The following is a 19,415-nucleotide window of genomic DNA, read 5'->3' on the forward strand; positions in this document are numbered from 1 at the left end:
GAGCCAGTCATCGCGCCACGCTCCGGATCAGGGTCTGCCAGGCTGCTGCGGTCCGTGTCCATGGCGGAAGCCTATCCGCTCGTGCCCGGGCGGTCTCGGCCCACCGGCGGCGCAGCGTCGTATCGTCGAGCCAGGCGCGCAGCTGCGCGGTCCACGCCTCGGGGCTGCCGGGGTCGCAGGCGGCTCCGGCCTCGCCCAGCGCCTCCTCCGCGCCGGTCCCGGCGGAGACGATGCCGGGGACGCCGTGGACGCAGGCTTCTGTGACCACCATCCCGAAGGTCTCGGCCCAGGAGGGGAGCAGCAGCAGGTCCGCGTGCTCCCAGAACTCGGGCATAGCCTCCGGAGTCAGCGCCCCGCGGTGGTCGACGCGTCCGGGCAGGCGTCGACGCAGCTCCGCCAGCACGGAGGCACCCTCCGGAGTCTCGGCTCCCGGCCCGGCGAGCTGGAGGGTCCACCCGCGGTCGAGCAGAGGTTCCAGGGCATCGCCGAGGAGACGATGGTTCTTCCGCGGAGTGAAGGAGGCGGCCATCGCCAATCGCGGCGGCCGGAGCGCGAGGGCGGCGCCGGCATCGGCGCCGGCATCGGCATCCGCAACGGCATCGACACCGGCATCCGGGCAGGATCCCCGTCCGAAGCCGGGGCCCGACGCCGGCCGCGTCACGCCGGGGGAGATGACCTCGACGCCGCGGCGTCCGTGCCGCCGTCGGATCTCCTCGGCGGCCCACCGGCTCGTCGCCACCACACGCCGGGCCTGCCGCACCGCCCGCCCCTCGGCGGCATTCAGCTCGTCGGAGTCCGGACCGGCGTCGGCGGCCAGCGGCAGGTGGACCAGCAGGACGTCGGCGACCGGGCTGGCGCCGCCGTCGGCCCGGTCGACAGCACTGGCGGCGGAGAACAGCTCGGGCATCCCGCCGCCGACGAGCCCGTCGACGACCACCGGATGAGATCCGACTCGGTCTCGGACCGCGGACAGCTGTGCGTGCACCTCATGCCGTGCGGCCTCGTCGGGGCGCGGCCAGGCGGCGGAGAGGTCGACGCGATGGACCTCGAGGCCGTGATCCGCCAGGGCGGCGACCACGCGGTCGTTGTACACCGTGCCGCCGCTGGGGGCCGACAGTCGCGGCACCACCCAGATCACCGTGCCGGAGGAGGGTCGAGCCGGGTCCTGATGCCGGTCGGAGTCGACAGCCGCCGGCGACGAGCGCGCAGCGTTCACAGCTCGATCCGGACGTCGGCACGGGCCTGCGGATTCTCCTCGGCGGCGACCTCGAGGGCGTGCAGCCCGTGGTCGCTCGGCAGCGCCTCGGCCAGCTGGTCGGCGATATGAGCGATGATCCGTTCGGTCGTACTGGCCGTGCCGACGAAGGCCGGGTGGTCGTCGAGGTTGCGGTGCCGCAGCGGATCCAGCACCGCTGAGAGCAGCTCCGCGGCGGCTCCGATGTCCATGACCACGCCGTGGGGATCGAGCTGGAGACGTTCGAAGGTCGCCTGGACATGCAGCGTGGCGCCGTGCAGCCGCTGCGCGGGGCCGAAGAACGGGTCGTCCAGACTGTGCGCGATCATGATGTGATCGTCGACGGTCAGGCGGTGGTGGGTGATGCGTCGCGGCATCCGGATCTCCTTCGGGTCGAACGGGGCGAGGTCATCCAGCGGCCGTGGTCATGGCGCATGACTGGACGTCGTCAGCTCGTGTGGTCGATGACATGACAGAGCGTCGAGCGCCAGTCGGGGGCGCCGGTGCTCAGCGCGTCCATCACCGTCGGCAGCTCGTCCAGCGGGGACCGGCCGGTCAGCAGCGCGTCGAAGCGGGCGTCGAGCATCCCCAGCGCGAGGTCCAGCCGCTGCCGCCGGCTGTGTCGCTCCCGGCGCGGCGCCGCGACCTCGCCGACCTGCGAGGCGACGAGTCGCAGACGACGGGCATGGAAGTCTTCCCCCAGCGGCACCCGCGGGGCAGTGCGGCCGAACCACGACTGCTCCACGACGACGGCGTCGTCGCCGGCCAGCCGCAGCGCCGCGGCGAGCCCGTCCTCCGTCGCCGAAGCATGGAAGACCACGTCGACGTCGCCGGCGGCCTCCTCCGGAGTCGTCGCCGCCAGACCGAGCCGGCGCGCCAGGTCCCGGCGGTCCTCGTCGACGTCGAGCACCTGCAGCCGCTCGGGACCCAGCGAGGAGGCCAGCAGCGCGGTGGTGAGGCCGACCAGGCCGGCGCCGACGACGCAGAGGCGGTCGCCGAGCGTCGCCGGTGCCTCCCAGATCGCGTTGAGGGCGGGCTCGGCGATGCCGGCCAGCAACGCCCGGTCGGCGGGGCAGCCCTCCGGAAGCGGGTGGCAGTCGCCGGCGGGCACCACCAGATGGTCGCGGTGTCCGCCGAGACAGAAGACCGTCCGTCCGATCAGCTGCTCGCCCTCGCGGTCGGCCGCCGCGCGGACCACGCCGACGGCCAGATAGCCGTGGCTGACCGGATGGGGCAGATCGCCGAGCTGCAGCGGGGCACGCATGCGAGGGGCCACCGACTCGGGCACCTCGCCGCGATGCACCAGCGTCTCGGTGCCGCGGGAGATCCCGCTGAGGAGAGTCTCGACGAGCACGTCGCCGGGTCCCGGCTCGGGGACCGGTGCGCGACGGATCTCGCCGCGTCCCGGGGCGACGGTCCAGTACTGGCGGCTGAGCGGGGTGCAGCTGCCGGGCATGTCGGAGGACGTGTCGGGGGCCGCCTCGGAGGTCGGTCCGGAGGCGGGCTGGGAGGTCGCAGGACGACCGGAGCGGAACGTGCCGAGGTCCATGGCCGTATCCTGCCATGTCCTCCCCGTCGGGAGGGGCTGTGACCGGCGGCGATCGGGCAATAGGATCGCCGATATGGAGCCGACGGTCTGGAGAGCACGCGGACTCGCGCCGGTGCTGGCGGCCGCTGCGGTGCTCCTCGGCGGACTGACGCTGCTGGGCGATCCGCTGGCGGCGGGCTTCGGCCGCGGGCCGACCGCCGCGCGAGGAGCCTCCGGCGGCGAGGACGACGGCTTTCCCGGGACGGCGGTGCTCGGAGGCCTGCTCGTCTTCGGACTGTGCCAGCGGCACGCGCTCCGCGGCGCCGATCCCTTCCGCGCGGCCGATGCGGTGACGCTGCTGCGCACGACGCTGCTGGGACTGTTCGTCGCGGTGCTGATCCGTCTGCTCCTCGCCGAGACGACGCCGTCCGAGCCCCTGATGCTCGACTGGCCGGCGGTGGCCCTCGCCGCCGTGATCCTGCTGCTCGACGGGGTCGACGGCGCCGTGGCCAGAGCCTGCGGCGGCGGCACCACGGCCGGACGTCGCTACGACGATGTCGCCGACGCGGTGGTGCTGTTCGTGCTCGCCGCGGCGGCGGGCGGGCTGCTGGTGTGGTGGGCGGTGCTGGCCGGGGCGGTCAAGCCGCTGTTCGTGCTCGGCGGGCGATTTCGTCCTCGGTGGCGCGACCCGCTGCGTCCCAGCGGCCTGCGACGCGTGCTGGGCACCGCGCCGGGGGCGCTGCTGCTGACGGCGGTCGCGCCCCTGCCGTGGGAGCAGCGGATGGGCCGGCTCTGCGGGGCCGAGGCCGCTCTGCCGATGGACCCGGCGGTCGGGCGCCTGGTCGCCGCGGGGCTGGCGGTGCTGCTCGTCGCGGTCTCTTTCGGCCGGGACATCGCCGATCTGGAGCGGAGGGCCGTGGGTCGGGGACATGGATGACCACCGCGCGGTCCACGCGACGCTCCCCGCAGTTGGCACAATGGCGGTGTGCTGCGACTCTTCTTCGACGCCCGCTACACCCGGACCCGGGTCCACGACGGGATCTCCCGCTTCTCGGCCAGCCTCATCGAGGCCGCCGCCGAGCATGCCGAGGTCACGCTGCTCATCAGCGACGAGGAACAGCTGAACCTGCTGCCCGAAGGACTGCCTCGGCTGCGGATCACCTCGCCGACCTCGCCCCGCGAGCCCTGGGTGGCCCGGCAGATCAATCCCCACCGGCCCGACGTCGTCTTCTCGCCGATGCAGACGATGGGCGGATTCGGGCGCAGCTACCCGCTGATCCTCACGCTGCACGACCTCATCTACTACGAGCACCGGACTCCGCCGCGGGATCTGCCGGGGCCCGTGCGGCTGGGCTGGCGCCTCTATCACCTCAGCTATCTCCCGCAGCGATTCGTGCTGAACCAGGCCGACGCCGTCGCCACCGTCTCGGAGACCACGCGCGGACTGATGCACGACCATCGGCTCACGCGTCGGCCGATCGAGCTGATCCCGAATGCCCCGCAGCCGGTGGCCGAGCCTCGCGATCCCGAGCAGGCTCCGAGTCGTGATCTGGTCTACATGGGGTCCTTCATGGCCTACAAGAACGTCGAGACTCTGGTGCGTGCCCTCGAGGAGCTGCCTGACCACCGGCTGCACCTGTGCAGTCCGATCGCCGCGTCCCGCCGCGAGGAGCTCGCCGCCCTGACGGTCCGCCCCGAGCAGCTGGTCTTCCATGACGGCATCGACGAGGCCGACTACCGGAAGCTGCTGCGCACCGCCGAGGCTCTGGTCACCCTCTCCCGGGCCGAGGGCTACGGGCTGCCGGTGGTCGAGGCGATGGCCCACGGCACCCCGACGATCGTCTCGGACCTGCCGATCTTCGCCGAGATCGCCGGCGGCGCCGTCGCCTCCCGCGGGGCCCAGATCGTCGACCCCGATCGGCCCGAGCAGCTGGCCGCGGCCGTCCGCACGTTGGAGGACCGCCGGGTCTTCGCCGAAGCCTCCCGGGCCGCTCGTCGGCGCAGCGCCGACTTCAGCTGGGAGGACTCCGCCCGCCGGCTGGTCGAACTGGGGGAGCGGCTGGCCGCCGATCGCAGCTGAGGGCTCGTCCTCGACGGGCAGCAGCACGGAGGGCTCCAGCCGCCCGAGCATCAGCAACGGGTTCAGATACTCGCCGCGCTCGCGGACTCCCCAGTGCAGACAGTCGTCGGCGCACTCCGCGACGGAGGCGACGTGGCCGCCTTCGGCGAGCCGACCGATCTCGTCTCCGGCGGCGACGACGTCGCCGACCTCCACCGATCCGGAGACCGGTTCGAGTGAGCTGACCCGGCCGTCGCCGTGGTCGATCGAGATCACCGGGCGGTCGACCACAGTCCCGACGAAGCGCACCGTCCCGGCGGCGGGAGCCACCACGCGCGGTGCCTCGAGGCGCAGATCGACGCCGCGATGTCCGGCGTCCCACGGACGCGGCGGGGCGGCGAAGTCGGTGACCACCTCCGGGGCGGACCCGGTGGGCGAGACCCAGTCCGTCTGCGGCGACGAGCGGCTCGCCGCGGCGTCGTCGGCGGTCACGGCCGGCGCCGCGAGGCTCGGCGCCAGCAGGACGAGCGCCGCCAGGACGACGGCGAGCACCGCCGTCGGCGGTCGTCGTGCGGGATCGGCGTGCGGCGTCGCACGCTGGACGACGCCGTCGGAGGGGCGGAGTCGCGGGAACAGGTGCATGACCGCCATCGTGGTCCACCTGCGGGTTCTCGGCGCGGCGGACCTCTGCGACTGTGCAGAGCACGGCGTGTCGTCGGTCGGAGGGGGCCGGCTGTGCAGGAACGGGCCGGCGGTCGGCACCAGAAGGGTGCGGGAGCTGCATGCGGCGGGCTCTGAGGGTGAATGGCGGGTGAGGGTGGCACGACAGCGTGTGTCACCGATCGACCCCGTGGAGTTTCGCGGGCCTCCTCCAACTGGACGGGGCGTGGAGAACACGACGAGGCGGATCGGTGGCCCCGTCCAACTGGACGGGGACGAGCGACCCCGCATGACGCGAGGCGGGCGGCGCCGGCCTCTCCAGAGTGCCTCGCACCACAGGGCCCGTGCCGACGATCTGTAGTACACTGATCGCCAGCAGCTGCCGCAGGCTGTCCTCACCCCTGCCTTTCTCCGATCGGCCGGACCGTGTCCGGCGCACCGGGGCCGGGTCGGGGTGCGGATCACGTCGACGGCGCTGACTTCGCGCAGAGGCTGCCTGCTCCGCAGGGCCTCCCCGTCGGTCCGCTCGCCGCAGCGGTCGGGGAGGATGAACCGATCCCTCCTCTGCCAGGGCCCCGGGCGAACCGGGGAGGCAACGATCAACTGAGAAGCTCAGCCGGTGCTGCACGTGAGGACGTGTTCGAAGCCCGGCATCGAAAGGACATCCCATGCCCGTCGTCACCATGCGCCAGCTGCTCGACAGCGGCGTCCACTTCGGCCACCAGACCCGCCGCTGGAACCCGAAGATGAAGCGCCACATCTTCACCGAGCGCAACGGCATCTACATCATCGACCTGCAGCAGTCGCTGTCCTACATCGACCGCGCCTACGACTTCGTCAAGCAGACGGTCGCCCACGGCGGCTCGATCCTGTTCGTCGGCACCAAGAAGCAGGCCCAGGAGGCCATCGCCGAGCAGGCCACGCGCGTCGGCCAGCCCTACGTGAACCACCGCTGGCTGGGCGGCATGCTCACCAACTTCGCCACGGTCTCCAAGCGCGTCCAGCGCATGAAGGAGCTCGAGGAGATCGACTTCGACGACGTCGCCGGCTCCGGCCGCACGAAGAAGGAGCTGCTGCTGCTGTCCCGCGAGCTGGACAAGCTGCAGTCCAACCTGGGCGGCATCCGGAACCTGACCAAGACGCCGTCGGCCATCTGGGTCGTCGACACCAAGAAGGAGCACCTGGCGGTCGACGAGGCCAAGAAGCTGGGCATCCCGGTGGTCGCGATCCTGGACACCAACTGCGACCCGGACGAGGTCGACTACCCGGTTCCGGGCAACGACGACGCCATCCGCTCCGTGGACCTGCTGACCCGCGTCATCGCCGACGCCGCGGCTGAGGGCGTCATCGCCCGCGAGGACAAGCGCGGCGGCGGCTCCGGCCAGGCCGCCGAGCCGATGGCCGAGTGGGAGCGCGAGCTGCTCGAGCAGCACGCCGCCGAGCAGGCCGGCCAGGCCGAGTCCGCCGGTGAGCAGACCTCCGCCGAGAACTCCGAGACTGCCGAGCAGTCGGAGACCGCCGAGAAGTCCGAGTAAGGCTCGACGCGAGCGCGACCGCCGAGCGCGACGCTCGTCGCGTCAGTTCCTCACGCCCGTCCCCGAAGGCGCCACGCCTCCGGGGACGGGCGTGAGGACTGCGGAGCACGCACACCATCACAGATCATCCCCTACGAACCCCATCGGAGGACGGGACATGGCGAACTACACCGCTGCTGACATCAAGGCCCTGCGCGAGCGCACGGGCGCCGGCATGATGGACGTCAAGAAGGCCCTGGACGAGGCCGACGGCAACTTCGAGAAGGCCATCGAGGCCATCCGCGTCAAGGGCCTCAAGGGCGCCGCGAAGCGCGAGAGCCGCTCGGCCGCCGAGGGCCTGGTCGTTGCCAAGGTCGTCGACGGCACCAAGGGCTTCCTGGTCGAGGTCAACGCCGAGACCGACTTCGTGGCGAAGTCCGACAAGTTCGTCGGCCTCGCCGAGCAGGTCCTGGAGACCGCGGTGGCCCATGACGTCGACACCCTCGAGCAGCTGCTGGAGGCCGACGTCGACGGCAAGAAGCTCTCCGACCACGTCACCGAGGAGGGCGCGACCCTGGGTGAGAAGGTCCTGGTCAGCCGGCTCGCCAAGGTCGAGGGCGCCGCCGTCGACGCCTACCTGCACAAGACCGCCAAGGACCTGCCGGCCCAGGTCGGCGTGCTCATCGCCGTCGACGCCGACTCCGAGGACGCCAAGACGGCCGCGCACGACGTCGCCGTGCACGCCGCCGCGATGGCGCCGAACCACCTCACCCGGGACGAGGTTCCGGAGGAGACTGTGGCCAACGAGCGCCGCATCGCGGAGGAGACCGCCCGTGCGGAGGACAAGCCGGAGCAGGCGATCCCGAAGATCATCGAGGGCCGGGTGAACGCGTTCTTCAAGGACAACGTCCTGCTGGACCAGCCCTTCGCCAAGGACCCGAAGCAGACCGTCGCCCAGGTCCTGGAGGCGGCCGGCACCGCGGCGCAGGCCATGGCCCGCTTCCGCGTCGGCTCCTGAACGACGCCGAGACGTCGGAGCACCGCCCCGTGCGGGGCGGTGCTCCTCGTCGGACCGGGCCGTGATGCCTACACTGAGGCAGAACGCTCGATCCACGACGACAGGGGGTGGCCACTCGACTGCAGTGGTCACCCTCTTCTCATGCCCGCCTCCGATGTCCGGACCGCTCCGCGCGCCGACGCCGAAAGGACCCCGCCGCCGATGACCGACCAGGCCGCAGCCCCAGCCGCTCAGACCGCCGTCACCCACCACGAGCCCCGGCAGCCGGGCTCCTCGCGCCGCCGCGTGCTCCTGAAGCTCTCCGGGGAGGTCTTCGGCGGCGGCAGCGTCGGCGTGGACCCGGCGACCGTCCGCGGCATCGCCGAGCAGATCGCCGCGGTCGGCGAGGAGGTCGAGGTCTGCGTCGTCGTCGGCGGCGGCAACTTCTTCCGCGGCGCGGAGCTGTCCCGGGCCGGCATGGACCGGGCGCGCGCCGACTACATGGGCATGCTGGGCACAGTGATGAACTGCCTGGCGCTGCAGGACTTCCTGGAGCAGGCCGGACGGGCCACCCGCGTGCAGACCGCGATCACCATGGGCCAGGTCGCCGAGTCCTACATCCCGCTGCGGGCGATCCGGCACATGGAGAAGGGACGCGTCGTGGTCTTCGGCGCCGGAGCCGGCATGCCCTACTTCTCCACCGACACCGTCTGCGCCCAGCGCGCGCTGGAGGTCGACGCCGACATGATCCTGATGGGCAAGTCCGGCGTCGACGGCGTCTACACCTCGGACCCGAAGACCGACCCGGAGGCCGAGAAGCTCGAGCATCTGACCTACTCGCAGGCGCTGCGGCAGAACATCCGGGTGATGGACCAGACTGCGATGACCATGTGCAACGACAACGACCTGTCGATGCGCGTCTTCGGCATGGAGGGCGACGGCGACGTCACCCGGGCGCTGCTGGGCGAGGAGCTCGGCACGCTGGTGACGCCCTGAGGGCTCCCGCACAGACGCTGCGCGTCTGCACGGGGGCCCTGACCTCAGGGGCCCACGTGACATGGCCCGACGAGCGTCCCCGCGCCGCCCGGCGATGCGCCTGATCAGCTGACCGGCACGTAGACTGGTGCCTGCAGTACCGACTCGAGGAGCTCAAGGAGAGCGACGTGATTGACGAGACCCTGACCGAGGCCGAAGCGAGCATGGACAGCGCCGTCGAGGCGACCAGCGAGGACTTCGCCACGGTGCGCACCGGGCGCGCCAACCCCTCCCTGTACTCCAAGGTGCTGGTCGACTACTACGGCTCGCCGACGCCGCTGCAGCAGCTGGCCTCCTTCAGCACGCCGGACGCCCGGACCATCCTGATCACCCCGTACGACGTCTCGGCGATGCGCGAGATCGAGAAGGCCCTGTCGGACTCCGAGGTGGGCGCCAATCCGTCCAACGACGGCAAGCAGATCCGCATCGTGATGCCGGAGATGACCGAGGAGCGGCGCAAGGAGTACGCCAAGCTGGTCAGGTCCAAGGGCGAGGACCACAAGGTGTCGGTGCGCAACGCCCGCCGCAAGGCCAAGGACGCCATCGCCAAGGCCGTGAAGAACGGCGACATCGGCGAGGACGAGGGTGAGCGCGGACACAGCGACCTCGAGACCCTCACCAAGACCCACACCGAGCGCATCGACGAGATGACGCGCCGCAAGGAAGCCGAGCTGCTCGAGGTCTGATCGATGATCGGTCAGAAGCGCCCGAGACCCGCCGAGAGCGCGGAGGCGGCCGCGCCGCGCACTCCGCGGGCGGGGCGCGACCTCCCCGCGGCCATCCTCACCGGCGCGGCTCTGCTCATTCCCGCCGTGCTGGGGATCGTGTTCATGCCGCTGCTGCTGATCCTGCTGGCGGTGGTGCTGCTGGCGATGGGCGCCTGGGAGGTCGCCGTCGCCCTGGAGACCCAGGGCCTGCGGCTGCCCAAGATCCCGCTGTTCCTCGGCGCGCTGACCATGCCGCTGGCCGCCTTCTTCGGCGGCGTCGAGGCGCTGACTCTGGCGCTGATGGTCACCTGCGCGGCGATCGCGGTGATCGCGGCGATCTACCGGATCCACGACGCCGGACGTTCGATCATGGCCTCGATGTTCGTCGCCTGCTGGGTGCCGTTCCTCATCTCCTTCGCCGTGCTGCTCATCGATCAGCCGATGGGCCAGTGGCGGCTGGCCGTGGTGGTGCTCCTCGTCGTCGCCAACGACACCTTCGGCTATCTGGTGGGCGTGCTCTTCGGCAAACACCCGATGGCCCCGACGATCAGCCCGAAGAAGTCCTGGGAGGGCTTCGCCGGCTCGATGCTCGGCTCCGTCGCAGTGGGCGTGCTCGCCTCGGTGCTGATATTCGACGAGCCGCCGCACATCGGCGCGGTGCTGGCCGCGGCCGTCGTCGTCGTCTCCACCGCCGGGGACTTCTCCGAGTCGATGGTCAAGCGTGAGCTGGGGCTGAAGGACATGTCGCATGTGCTCCCCGGCCACGGCGGAGTGATGGATCGGCTCGACTCGCTGGTCTTCGCGATGCCCACCGCCTTCTTCGTCATCGTGGCGCTGTCTCCGCAATCGACCGGCATTCCATTAGGCTGAGTCCCATGGCGCAGCATCAGACCGCACTGTTCACCGTCCTGGACGAGACCGAGAAGGGATATGACCGCGACGAGGTCGACGCGTTCATGGACCAGGCCCGCGGGGCCTATGAATCGGGCACCGGCATGCCGCTGGCCGAGTTCCGCGAGGCGAGCTTCATGCTCGGCGCCGGCGGCTACGACCCGGAGGAGGTCGACGGCGCGCTGGACCGGCTCGAGGACGCCTTCGCCGTGGCCGAGCGCGACCGTTACATCGCCCAGCACGGTGAGGACGCCTGGTACGAGCTGCTCGCCGAGCGGGCCGCTCCGCTGCGCGGCCGCATCGAACGGCCTGACGGCGCGCGCTTCCGCGGGCCGGCGCATTCGGCCGCGCTGGGCTACCGCCGCGACGAGGTCGACCGGCTCTGCCGCGAGCTCGGCCGCTATCTGGACGGCGAGAACCCGATGAGCGTCGAGGACATCCGCACGGTCTCCTTCAGCGGTGCCCACGGCTCCAGCGGCTACGACGAGGCGCAGGTCGACGCGTTCCTCGACCGCATGACCGAGATCATGGCCTCCGTCGGCTGACAAGGGCTGACAGCGGGCGACGGCGGCGCGAGCCTCCCTGCGGCCGGCGGGCGCGGTCACCCCTCCATGACGGGACGGACTTCGGTGGAGCCGTAGTGCAGATGCGGCATCCGCTCGGCCACGGCATGGGCGGCGGCCTCGTCCTCCGCCGCGACGGCGTGGACGGCGAAGATGATGCTGCGGTCCTCGGCCGTCTCCGCATCGGCGGCGTCGGCATCGTGCTCGGACATCGCCCCGAGATGCACGGTCGACTCGTCCAGCGCCCAGCCGGCGACCAGCGTGCCCTGAGCGCGCAGCTCGGCGTCGAGATCCTGCCAGGCGCGCATCTCCTCGCGCTGCTCGTCGCCGTCCTCGGCAGGACCGGTGCCCGGCACGAAGCGATGGATCAGCAGGTGGGTGGGGCGAGTCATGGGAACCTCCTGGTCGCGGATGGGCTGCGGCCGCCGGCTCCGGCACCATGGCCGGACCGCCGCCGCGGCCTCTACCATCAGAGCACGAGCGCCCCGCCGCCGTCAGCATCCGACGCCGCGCACCGCGCCGACCGGCCGCCCCGGTCGAGCGCCTCGGTGGTCGCCGGCGCAGGAGGTCTCCGCGGCCCCGGGCGCCGGGGACAGATCGCAGAACCGCGGGGAGAACCACATGAGCTCGCCGAGCAGTCAGCAGGGCAGTCAGCAGGGCAGTCAACAGGGCAGCCAGCGTCACCTGATCCACATCGAGGCGCCGCGCGAGCAGGTCTGGGCGGCGCTGACCGACCCGGACCTGACCGAGCGGATCGGCTGTGGCGGACGCGTCGAAGTGGTCCTCGAGCCGGGCGGGCCCTACTGGGCGCACACCACCGATGCGATGAAGCGGAGGGGCCTGGGCGACGTCGCCGTCACCGGCTCCGTGGTCGCCGTCGACCCGCCGCGGCTGCTCACCCTGGACTGGCGAGCGACCTGGCACGACGAGCCGGCCTCTCGGGTGACCTGGCAGATCGACGAGGGCCCCGCCGGGGTCTCGCGGGTGACGCTGACCCACGAGCTGCCGGAGTCCCCGCTGACGGCGGCCGACGTCGCCGGCACCGACGAGGTCGAGGCCGGGGGAGGCGGCTGGCCGTGGGAGCTGTCCAGTCTGAAGACGCTGCTGGAGACCGGCCGGCCGATGGCCGGCGCCGGGGCTCAGCCGGATTGATCCTCGCCGGGGTAGCGCAGCCCGATCTGCTCGCGGACGGTGTCGAGCAGCTCCATGATAGCCACCGTCTCGTCCAGGCCGAGCGCGGAGCCCTCGCAGGTGCCGTCGGCGACGGCGGCCTCGGCGGCGAAGGCCTGGTGCTGCATGCCGCGCCCCTCGCCGCGCACGGCGAAGCGCTCGTGCACGGCGGCGTCGGCGCCGGTGTGCGTGAAGGAGGTGTCGGCGAACCAGATGCCGTCGACGTCGATGCGTCCCTCGGTGCCCAGGATATGGGCGGTGTTCTGCCCCGCCGCGCGGGAGGAGGACAGCGACGTCGACAGTGTTCCGCCGCGGTGACGCATCACTGTGGCGACCTCGGTGTCGGCTCCGGTGGCGCCGACGCGGGCCTGGGCGCTCACCTGCTCGACGGGGCCGAGGATGTCCACGGCGAAGGAGAGCGGATAGATCCCCAGATCCAGCAGCGCCCCGCCGCCGAGGGGCAGGGCATTGATCCGGTGCTCGGGGTCGGTGGGCAGCGACTGGGCGTGGTCGGCGGAGAGCGTGCGGACCTCGCCGAGGACGCCGGAGGCGACGATCTCGCGGATCCTGACCATATGCGGCAGATACCGGGTCCACATCGCCTCCATGGCCAGCAGGCCGCGGGAGCGGGCCATCTCGCGCAGACCGGCCGCCTCGCCGGCGTTCAGCGTGAAGGGCTTCTCCACCAGCACATGGGTGTCCTGCTCGAGCATCATCGTCGCGTGCGCGGCGTGGAAGGGATGTGGAGTGGCGACGTAGACGATGTCGACGTCCTCGTCGGCGGCCAGCTGCTCGGAGGAGCCGTGGGCGCGGGGGACGGCGGAGCCGGTGCCGGATCCTGCACCGGCTCGCGTGCCGGATCCCGCGGCGAGCTCCGCGGCGAAGGCCTCGGCCGACTCCGTCGAGCGCGAACCCACGGCGACGATCTGCCGACCGGCCAGCTGCAGGTCCGCGGCGAAGGCATGGGCGATGTGTCCGGTCCCGAGGATTCCCCAGCGCAGTGCAGCCATAGGTTCTGAACCTACCAGCATGGTGCTCGCCGGAGTGATCGGCGTCACCGGCGCGGGTTCCGGCGCGCCGGCGGACGCCTCAGTCGAGCTGCAGGAGGATCTCCTCGACGACTTCGGCACGGACGTTGGAGAAGCTCGACTCGCGCCCGATCTCGCGGAAGCCCAGCGCCTGCAGGATGGACAGCGTGCCGCCGTTGTCCGTCACGACACGGGCGGACACCGGACGCTCGGGGAAGTCCTCCAGGAAGCGGGTCACCGCCGAGCGGGTCAGCCCGCGGCCCCAGAAGCGCTTGTCCGTCCAGAACATGATCTCGCGCGAGTCCTCGTCCTCGAAGGCGGCGATCGATCCGACGGGCTCGCCGTCGAGGTCGATGGTCCGCACGATGGTGTCGTCCGAGGAGAGCAGCTCGTGCCAGTGGTGGTCGAAGATCGAGCGATCCGACGGGTTCGTCGAGGCGAAGCCGGCCATATGGGCGGCGTCGGCGTCCTGCTGGAACTCGAAGAAGCGATCCAGGTCGCTGGACTGGACTTCCCGCAGCGTGATCATCGCGATGAGGCTCCTCGTGGTCGGACACGGCATGGGCTGGGAGGACCGGCCGGGGCGCCGGGCGGTGCATCGGTCAGGGTCGCACACGTCATCGGGCGCGGCGACGGCAGGGGACGGGCCCCTGCGTGTCCTGCCAGCGTACCGGTCGTGCCGCCGATCGTGCGCACCGATTCCGACATGGGATTCCGCGCCCGCCGTCGGCCGGGGCGATAATGGCCCCATGCAGTCCTCCCGGAATCCCGACGCCGACGCCGACGCCGTCCCGTCGCCAGCCGCCGACGCCGCCGCAGCTCCCGCCGCCGCAGATCCCGATGCCGTCGCGGCCGCCGTGGCCGATGCGGCCGATCCCGCAGCCGTCGAGCACCTCGCCGCGCGCCTGCCCAGCACGGCGGCGACCGGAGTGCGCCGGCTGGCGCTGCTGGGCTCCACCGGCTCGATCGGCACCCAGGCGCTGCAGGTCGTCGCCGCCAATCCCGGACGCTTCGAGGTGCTCGCGCTGGCCGCCGGCCGCGCCACCGAGCAGCTCGCCGCCCAGGTCGCGGCCACCGGGGCGGCGGTGGTCGGCATCGCCGTCGACGGCGGCACCGCCGAGAATCCGGAGAACCCGCCGCTGGTCGAGGCGCTGGCCGACGCCGGCGTCGGCCACGAGGTCCAGATCCACACAGGCGAGGACGCCGCGGAGTCCTGTGCGGGCGTCGGCGCCGACGTCGTGCTCAACGGCATGACCGGCTCGGTCGGGCTGCGTCCGACGCTGGCGGCCCTGGACTCCGGGGCCACGCTGGCGCTGGCGAACAAGGAGTCGCTGGTCGTCGGCGGGGCGCTGGTCGCCGCCGCCGTGCAGCGGCCCGGGCAGGTCGTGCCCGTCGACTCCGAGCACTCGGCGCTGGCCCAGGCACTGAGCTCCGGCCGCCACGAGCGCGGCCTCTGCGCGGCGACGCATATGCCGCACCAGCCCGGTGCGAGCGAGGTGCACCGGCTGATCATCACCGCTTCCGGCGGGCCGTTCCGCGGCTGGGACGCCGCCCGGCTGGCCGAGGTCACCCCGCGGCAGGCGCTGCGGCACCCGAACTTCGCCATGGGCCGGATGGTGACCACCAACTCGGCGACGATGGTCAACAAGGCCCTGGAAGTCGTCGAGGCGCATCTTCTCTTCGACGTCCCGCTGGATGACATCGTCCCGGTGGTCCACCCGCAGCAGATCATCCACTCGCTGGTGGAGTTCCGCGACGGCTCCACGCTGGCCCAGGCCGGGCCGCCGCGGATGCTGGTGCCCATCGCCCTCGGGCTGTCCTGGCCGCACCGGCTGGCCGCCGTCGACGAGCCGGTGGACTGGACGCGTCCGATGAGCTGGGACTTCGAGCCGCTCGACGACGCGGCCTTCCCGGCAGTGCGGCTGGCCAAGCAGGCCGCGGCGGCCTCGCCGACGCATATGGCCGTCTACAACGCGGCCAATGAGCAGGCCGTCGAGGCCTTCCACGCCGGACGGCTGAGCTTCCCGGGCATCCTGGCCACCGTCCAGGAGGTGCTCGCCGCCCATGACGGTCGCACGGCGCCGACGCCGAGCCTCGAGGACGTGCTCGGCGCCGAGCAGCGGGCCCGAGCGCTGGCCGAGGAGCACATCGCCGCCGCACGCCGGACAGTGGGAGGCTGACCCCATGGACATCCTGCTGGTGACCGCCGGAGTGCTGATCGTCGCGCTGGGCATCGCGCTGTCCATCGCCCTGCACGAGATCGGCCATCTGCTGCCGGCCAAGCTGTTCAACGTCCGCGTCACCCAGTACATGGTCGGCTTCGGCCCCACGCTCTTCTCGCGGCGCCGCGGCGAGACCGAGTACGGGATCAAAGCGATCCCGCTGGGCGGCTATGTGGCGATGATCGGCATGTACCCGCCGCCGGAGCCGCACCGGGCCGACGGCGCGGAGGACGGATCGGAGGCCGACGCCGACGTCGACGACCCGCCGCCGTCGGACGTGCCCGCCGAGTGGGCCGCCGAGTACGCCCAGGCCCCCGGCGCGCCGGGGCAGGCAGGAGACGCCGGCGGAGCCGCGGGCGCCGAGGAGGGACGTCCCGGCGGCACGCGCACCGTCGCCTCGCAGTCCACCGGACTGTTCCAGCAGCTCTCCGCCGATGCCCGGCAGACCGCCGCCGAGGAGCTGCGCGAGGGCGACGAGGACCGGATGTTCCACCGGCTGGCCGTCTGGAAGCGGATCATCATCATGCTCGGCGGCCCGGCGATGAACCTGGTCATCGCGCTGGCGCTCACCGCCGGCACGATCTCGCTGCACGGCACCGCCGAGCCGACCACTCAGCTGCGCACCGTCTACGAATGTGTGGCCACCGAGGACGCCGTCGCCGGCGGGCAGCAGAGCTGCGGCGCCGACGACCCCGCCGGTCCCGCCTATGCGGCCGGACTGCGCCCCGGCGACGAGATCGTCTCGTTCGCCGGCGCGGACGTCGACGGCTGGGACGAGCTCACCGGGCTCATCCGGCAGGCGGCGGGGGAGACCAGCTCCATCGGGTACCAGCGCGACGGCGAGCAGCACACCGCGCAGATCACGCCGATACGCGCCGAACGGCCGGTCATCGGGGCGCTGGGCCGGGCCGAGCGCGACGGCGCCGGCGAGATCGTCACCGAGGAGGTCGGCTTCATCGGCGTCGGAGCCGACCAGGCGATGGTCCGGCAGCCGCCCTGGGAGGCGGGCCCGCAGGTCTACCACCAGTCCACGGCGGTCTTCGGGGTGGTCGCCGAGCTGCCGATGCGGCTCTACGACGTCGCGCTGGCGACCTTCACCGAGGCCGAGCGCGACCCCGACGGGCCGATGAGCGTCGTCGGCGTCGGGCGCATCGCCGGCGAGCTCTCGGTCCAGGACCAGATCCCGGTGGAGTCGCGGCTGGCCACGCTGGTCTCGCTGGTGGCCGGGGTCAACGTCGCGCTGATGGTCTTCAACCTGCTGCCGCTGCTGCCGCTCGACGGCGGGCATGTCGCCGGCGCGCTCTACGAGGCGCTGCGCCGTCGGCTGGCGAAGCTGCGCGGCAGGCCCGACCCCGGGCCCTTCGACCTGTCGAAGATGCTGCCGCTGACCTACGTGGTCGCCGCGCTGCTGCTGGGCATGGGGGTGCTGCTGATCTTCGCCGACATCGTCGAGCCGATCCGGCTCTTCAGCGACACAGCCCCCTGATCGACGCCCGCCCCTGAGCGACGCCCGCCCCTGAGCGACACCGACCTCTGAGCGGCGCCGGCCCCTGAGCGGGGCGCCGCCGGGCCGCCGCGAGGGGGCGTCTCAGTGCGCCTGAGCCCGCCTCAGTCCGCCGCCGGCGCGGGGGAGGAGGCGGCCGCGGCGGCCAGCGCGTCGACGCCGGCGGGCGAGAGGGCGTGGTGCAGCGCCAGGATGCTGGCTCCGCGCGTGCCGGCGCCGTGGTGCTCGACGGCCTGGCGGATGTCGAGCTGCTGGGTCGCCAGCGGCATCGCCCGCTGGAAGACCACTTCGCGCACGCCGGCCAGCAGATGCTCGCCGGCGGCGGCCATGCGTCCGCCGACGGCGATGACCTCGGGGTTGAGGAAGCTGATCGAGGCGGCCAGCACCTCTCCCAGGTCCCGGCCGGCCTGCCGGACCGCGCCCATGGCCTCGAGGTCTCCGGCGTCGACGAGCCGGACGACGTCGCCGCCGGTGGAGATCTCGGGGTGGCCGGCCTCGCGCAGGATCGCCGCGATCCGTGTGCCGGAGGCGACCGCCTCCAGGCAGCCTTCGTTGCCGCAGCGGCAGAAGATGCCGTCGCCCGAGCTGACCCGGACATGGCCGATGTCGCCGGCGATGCCCTGGGCTCCGCGCTGCAGCCGTCCGCCGGAGATGATGCCGGCGCCGATGCCGGTGGCGACTTTGACGAAGAGGAAGTGCTCGGCGCTGCGGCTGAGCTGGCTGTGCTCGCCGAGGGCCATGATGTTGACGTCGTTGTCCACCAGCACCAGCGCGCTCAGGTGCTGGCGGAACCAGCCCGGCACGTCGAAGCCGTCCCAGCCGGGCATGATCGGCGGGCGGCTGGGTCGGCCGGTGCCGAAGTGCACCGGTCCGGGCAGGCCGATGCCCACCGCCATGATCGCCCGGCGCTCGCGGCCGATGCGGGTCAGCAGCTCGTCGGCGCGCTCCAGCACCCGTCCCAGCAGCTGCTCAGGGCCGGCGGCGATGTCCACCGGTTCCTCGGCGGCGGCGAGCTGCCGGTTGAGCAGATCGCAGACCGCCAGGCGCAGGTGGGAGGCGCCGAGGTCCACGGCCAGCACGAGCCGGGACTCCGGGAGGAGGGCGACCCGACGGGGAGGTCGCCCGCCGGTGGAGGCGCCGTCGGTGGCCGAGCCGACCAGGCCTAGTTCGGTGAGCGCGGCCAGCCGATCGTTGATCGTCGAGCGAGCCATGCCGGTCCGGTCGGCGAGCTCGGTGCGCGTCTTGGGCGTGCCGTCGCGCAGCAGCTGGAACACGCCGCTGGGGCCGCTCGGGCCGCCGGCGCCCAGGGGGTTGGGGAGCAGGTGGTCGGTCTCCATGATCATCCAGTGAATCACACTTCTCACGCGGTTCGTCCAATTATCGGCGATTTCTTCCGAAGTTCTGTTGACCCCCGACAGAAGTGCGCATAGTGTGACGAGAACAATCCGGCCGTGATGCCGATCACACGATGCGAAGGAGCGACAGCCTCGCCATGAAGACCCCCTCCATCCAGCTGTACACCGTGCGCGAGGCCCTCGACGCCGACCCGGCCGGCACGCTCGAGCGCCTGGCGACGATCGGCTTCACCCAGGTAGAGCCCTTCGGTCTGGACGCCCGCGCCGCCGTGCTGGCCGAGCCGCTGCGCCGTCTCGGGCTGACCGCGCCGACGGCGCACGTGAAGCTCGTCGACGGCGACCCCCGGGCGGCCTTCGACGCCGCCGAGAGCCTCGGCGTCTCGACGGTCATCGACCCGATGATCGACCCGCGGCGCTGGACCACCCGCGAGGACGTCGAGGGCGTGGCCGCGGAGCTGCGCGGGCTCGCCGCACAGGCCGCCGATCGCGGCCTGCGGGTCGGCTATCACAACCACGCCTTCGAGGTGGAGAACCGCATCGACGGCGTTCCGGCGCTGGAGATCCTCGCCGCGGCCGTCGGCGAGGCGGTCGATCTGGAAGTCGACACCTACTGGGCCGAAGTCGGCGGGGTCTCCGCCGTGGAGCTGCTGTCACGGCTGGGCGAGCAGGTGGTGGCCCTGCACGTGAAGGACGGCCCGCGCACCCGCGAGAACACCGACCAGGTCGCCGTCGGCTCCGGAGACCTGCCCGTCGCCGAGATCCTCGCCGCCGCGCCGCAGGCGCTGCCCGTCGTCGAGCTGGACGACCACGCCGGCGAGATCTTCGCCGCCGTCGAGGCCAGCCGCCGCTTCCTCGCCGACCTCGCCTGACCCGGACGCCGGCCTCGCCCGCCGCTCAGCATCGCGCTCATCATCGCGCTCACTGCCCGATCACCGCTTCGAAGGAGCA

Annotated in this window: 19 protein-coding genes and 1 pseudogene; 12 read left to right on the forward strand and 8 right to left on the reverse strand. The window is 72.3% G+C overall.

The genetic code is table 11. The annotated features are described in order from the left end of the window. Positions 1-7 precede the first annotated feature (7 nt). The 3 genes from GCL72_RS04620 to GCL72_RS04630 all read right to left on the reverse strand — a co-directional run bounded on the left by GCL72_RS04620 (position 8) and on the right by GCL72_RS04630 (position 2,783). Positions 8-1,216, reverse strand: coding sequence for a glycosyltransferase family 4 protein (locus GCL72_RS04620; protein ID WP_153143544.1), 1,209 nt, complete (start codon positions 1,214-1,216; stop codon positions 8-10). Beyond that, positions 1,213-1,611, reverse strand: coding sequence for a 6-pyruvoyl trahydropterin synthase family protein (locus GCL72_RS04625; protein ID WP_153143545.1), 399 nt, complete (start codon positions 1,609-1,611; stop codon positions 1,213-1,215). Before GCL72_RS04625 ends, GCL72_RS04620 begins: the two co-directional genes overlap by 4 nt. 71 nt (positions 1,612-1,682) lie before the next feature. Beyond that, positions 1,683-2,783, reverse strand: a complete 1,101-nt coding sequence (locus GCL72_RS04630; RefSeq protein ID WP_153143546.1) for a zinc-dependent alcohol dehydrogenase — start codon at positions 2,781-2,783, stop codon at positions 1,683-1,685. A 73-nt stretch (positions 2,784-2,856) separates the two neighbouring features. On the opposite strand from GCL72_RS04630, the gene GCL72_RS04635 reads away from it, so the two are divergent. Then, positions 2,857-3,699, forward strand: a complete 843-nt coding sequence (locus GCL72_RS04635; protein WP_170289557.1) for a CDP-alcohol phosphatidyltransferase family protein — start codon at positions 2,857-2,859, stop codon at positions 3,697-3,699. 51 nt (positions 3,700-3,750) lie between these two features. Continuing rightward, positions 3,751-4,842: a glycosyltransferase family 4 protein gene (locus GCL72_RS04640; RefSeq protein ID WP_153143661.1), complete on the forward strand. Its 1,092-nt coding sequence runs from the start codon at positions 3,751-3,753 to the stop codon at positions 4,840-4,842. A gap of 117 nt (positions 4,843-4,959) precedes the next feature. On the opposite strand, the pseudogene GCL72_RS09955 reads toward GCL72_RS04640, so the two are convergent. Then, positions 4,960-5,772: pseudogene (locus tag GCL72_RS09955) on the reverse strand (M23 family metallopeptidase); the annotation flags it as partial. 377 nt (positions 5,773-6,149) lie between these two features. Here GCL72_RS09955 and rpsB point away from each other — a divergent pair. From rpsB to GCL72_RS04675, 6 genes are all read left to right on the forward strand, one after another. Beyond that, a complete protein-coding gene (gene rpsB / locus GCL72_RS04650) occupies positions 6,150-7,016 on the forward strand; it encodes a 30S ribosomal protein S2 (protein ID WP_153143548.1) in 867 nt (288 codons plus the stop codon). 157 nt (positions 7,017-7,173) lie between these two features. After that, positions 7,174-8,013, forward strand: coding sequence for a translation elongation factor Ts (gene tsf / locus GCL72_RS04655; protein ID WP_153143549.1), 840 nt, complete (start codon positions 7,174-7,176; stop codon positions 8,011-8,013). A gap of 201 nt (positions 8,014-8,214) precedes the next feature. Then, the gene (gene pyrH, locus GCL72_RS04660; protein WP_153143550.1) at positions 8,215-8,988 is read left to right on the forward strand and encodes a UMP kinase; all 774 of its coding nucleotides are present in this window, start codon (positions 8,215-8,217) and stop codon (positions 8,986-8,988) included. A gap of 167 nt (positions 8,989-9,155) precedes the next feature. Further along, a complete protein-coding gene (frr, locus tag GCL72_RS04665; RefSeq protein WP_153143551.1) occupies positions 9,156-9,713 on the forward strand; it encodes a ribosome recycling factor in 558 nt (185 codons plus the stop codon). Positions 9,714-9,716: 3 nt separating this feature from the next. Beyond that, complete coding sequence (locus tag GCL72_RS04670) at positions 9,717-10,604, forward strand: phosphatidate cytidylyltransferase (RefSeq protein ID WP_153143552.1); 888 nt, start codon at positions 9,717-9,719, stop codon at positions 10,602-10,604. A gap of 5 nt (positions 10,605-10,609) precedes the next feature. Further along, a complete protein-coding gene (locus GCL72_RS04675) occupies positions 10,610-11,170 on the forward strand; it encodes a DivIVA domain-containing protein (protein WP_153143553.1) in 561 nt (186 codons plus the stop codon). Between the two features lie 56 nt (positions 11,171-11,226). Here GCL72_RS04675 and GCL72_RS04680 read toward each other — a convergent pair whose 3' ends face one another. Then, on the reverse strand, positions 11,227-11,580 hold the full coding sequence (locus GCL72_RS04680) for a YciI family protein (RefSeq protein ID WP_170289558.1): 354 nt from the start codon (positions 11,578-11,580) through the stop codon (positions 11,227-11,229). Between the two features lie 229 nt (positions 11,581-11,809). Between GCL72_RS04680 and GCL72_RS04685 the strand changes: the two genes are divergently transcribed. After that, positions 11,810-12,340, forward strand: a complete 531-nt coding sequence (locus GCL72_RS04685; protein WP_153143555.1) for an SRPBCC domain-containing protein — start codon at positions 11,810-11,812, stop codon at positions 12,338-12,340. On the opposite strand, the gene GCL72_RS04690 is transcribed toward GCL72_RS04685, so the two are convergent. Together GCL72_RS04690 and GCL72_RS04695 are read right to left on the reverse strand one after the other, a co-directional pair. Then, positions 12,328-13,368: a Gfo/Idh/MocA family protein gene (locus GCL72_RS04690; protein ID WP_153143556.1), complete on the reverse strand. Its 1,041-nt coding sequence runs from the start codon at positions 13,366-13,368 to the stop codon at positions 12,328-12,330. The two genes, GCL72_RS04685 and GCL72_RS04690, sit on opposite strands and share 13 nt — an antisense overlap. A 79-nt stretch (positions 13,369-13,447) precedes the next feature. Then, on the reverse strand, positions 13,448-13,915 hold the full coding sequence (locus GCL72_RS04695; protein WP_153143557.1) for a GNAT family N-acetyltransferase: 468 nt from the start codon (positions 13,913-13,915) through the stop codon (positions 13,448-13,450). Between the two features lie 220 nt (positions 13,916-14,135). Here GCL72_RS04695 and dxr point away from each other — a divergent pair, with 220 nt between their 5' ends. Both dxr and GCL72_RS04705 read left to right on the forward strand, forming a co-directional pair. Then, on the forward strand, positions 14,136-15,566 hold the full coding sequence (gene dxr / locus GCL72_RS04700) for a 1-deoxy-D-xylulose-5-phosphate reductoisomerase (RefSeq protein ID WP_153143558.1): 1,431 nt from the start codon (positions 14,136-14,138) through the stop codon (positions 15,564-15,566). Between the two features lie 4 nt (positions 15,567-15,570). After that, a complete protein-coding gene (locus GCL72_RS04705) occupies positions 15,571-17,094 on the forward strand; it encodes a M50 family metallopeptidase (protein ID WP_153143559.1) in 1,524 nt (507 codons plus the stop codon). 122 nt (positions 17,095-17,216) lie between these two features. Here GCL72_RS04705 and GCL72_RS04710 read toward each other — a convergent pair whose 3' ends face one another. Continuing rightward, positions 17,217-18,455: an ROK family transcriptional regulator gene (locus GCL72_RS04710; RefSeq protein ID WP_153143560.1), complete on the reverse strand. Its 1,239-nt coding sequence runs from the start codon at positions 18,453-18,455 to the stop codon at positions 17,217-17,219. A 149-nt stretch (positions 18,456-18,604) separates the two neighbouring features. Between GCL72_RS04710 and GCL72_RS04715 the strand changes: the two genes are divergently transcribed. Further along, a complete protein-coding gene (locus GCL72_RS04715; RefSeq protein ID WP_153143561.1) occupies positions 18,605-19,336 on the forward strand; it encodes a sugar phosphate isomerase/epimerase family protein in 732 nt (243 codons plus the stop codon). The last annotated feature ends 79 nt before the right edge of the window (positions 19,337-19,415 follow it).

Source organism: Nesterenkonia halophila (assembly GCF_009467795.1).
Classification (GTDB): domain Bacteria; phylum Actinomycetota; class Actinomycetes; order Actinomycetales; family Micrococcaceae; genus Nesterenkonia; species Nesterenkonia halobia.

Bases quoted from the DNA above. Each gene is read 5' to 3' on its own strand.
- GCL72_RS04680 (WP_170289558.1), bottom strand. From the start codon at position 11,580: ATGACTCGCCCCACCCACCTGCTGATCCATCGCTTCGTGCCGGGCACC.
- pyrH (WP_153143550.1), top strand. From the start codon at position 8,215: ATGACCGACCAGGCCGCAGCCCCAGCCGCTCAGACCGCCGTCACCCAC.
- rpsB (WP_153143548.1), top strand. From the start codon at position 6,150: ATGCCCGTCGTCACCATGCGCCAGCTGCTCGACAGCGGCGTCCACTTC.
- GCL72_RS04635 (WP_170289557.1), top strand. From the start codon at position 2,857: ATGGAGCCGACGGTCTGGAGAGCACGCGGACTCGCGCCGGTGCTGGCG.
- GCL72_RS04625 (WP_153143545.1), bottom strand. From the start codon at position 1,611: ATGCCGCGACGCATCACCCACCACCGCCTGACCGTCGACGATCACATC.
- GCL72_RS04695 (WP_153143557.1), bottom strand. From the start codon at position 13,915: ATGATCACGCTGCGGGAAGTCCAGTCCAGCGACCTGGATCGCTTCTTC.
- GCL72_RS04690 (WP_153143556.1), bottom strand. From the start codon at position 13,368: ATGGCTGCACTGCGCTGGGGAATCCTCGGGACCGGACACATCGCCCAT.
- tsf (WP_153143549.1), top strand. From the start codon at position 7,174: ATGGCGAACTACACCGCTGCTGACATCAAGGCCCTGCGCGAGCGCACG.
- GCL72_RS04685 (WP_153143555.1), top strand. From the start codon at position 11,810: ATGAGCTCGCCGAGCAGTCAGCAGGGCAGTCAGCAGGGCAGTCAACAG.
- dxr (WP_153143558.1), top strand. From the start codon at position 14,136: ATGCAGTCCTCCCGGAATCCCGACGCCGACGCCGACGCCGTCCCGTCG.
- GCL72_RS04630 (WP_153143546.1), bottom strand. From the start codon at position 2,783: ATGGACCTCGGCACGTTCCGCTCCGGTCGTCCTGCGACCTCCCAGCCC.
- GCL72_RS04705 (WP_153143559.1), top strand. From the start codon at position 15,571: ATGGACATCCTGCTGGTGACCGCCGGAGTGCTGATCGTCGCGCTGGGC.
- GCL72_RS04675 (WP_153143553.1), top strand. From the start codon at position 10,610: ATGGCGCAGCATCAGACCGCACTGTTCACCGTCCTGGACGAGACCGAG.
- GCL72_RS04670 (WP_153143552.1), top strand. From the start codon at position 9,717: ATGATCGGTCAGAAGCGCCCGAGACCCGCCGAGAGCGCGGAGGCGGCC.
- GCL72_RS04715 (WP_153143561.1), top strand. From the start codon at position 18,605: ATGAAGACCCCCTCCATCCAGCTGTACACCGTGCGCGAGGCCCTCGAC.
- GCL72_RS04710 (WP_153143560.1), bottom strand. From the start codon at position 18,455: ATGATCATGGAGACCGACCACCTGCTCCCCAACCCCCTGGGCGCCGGC.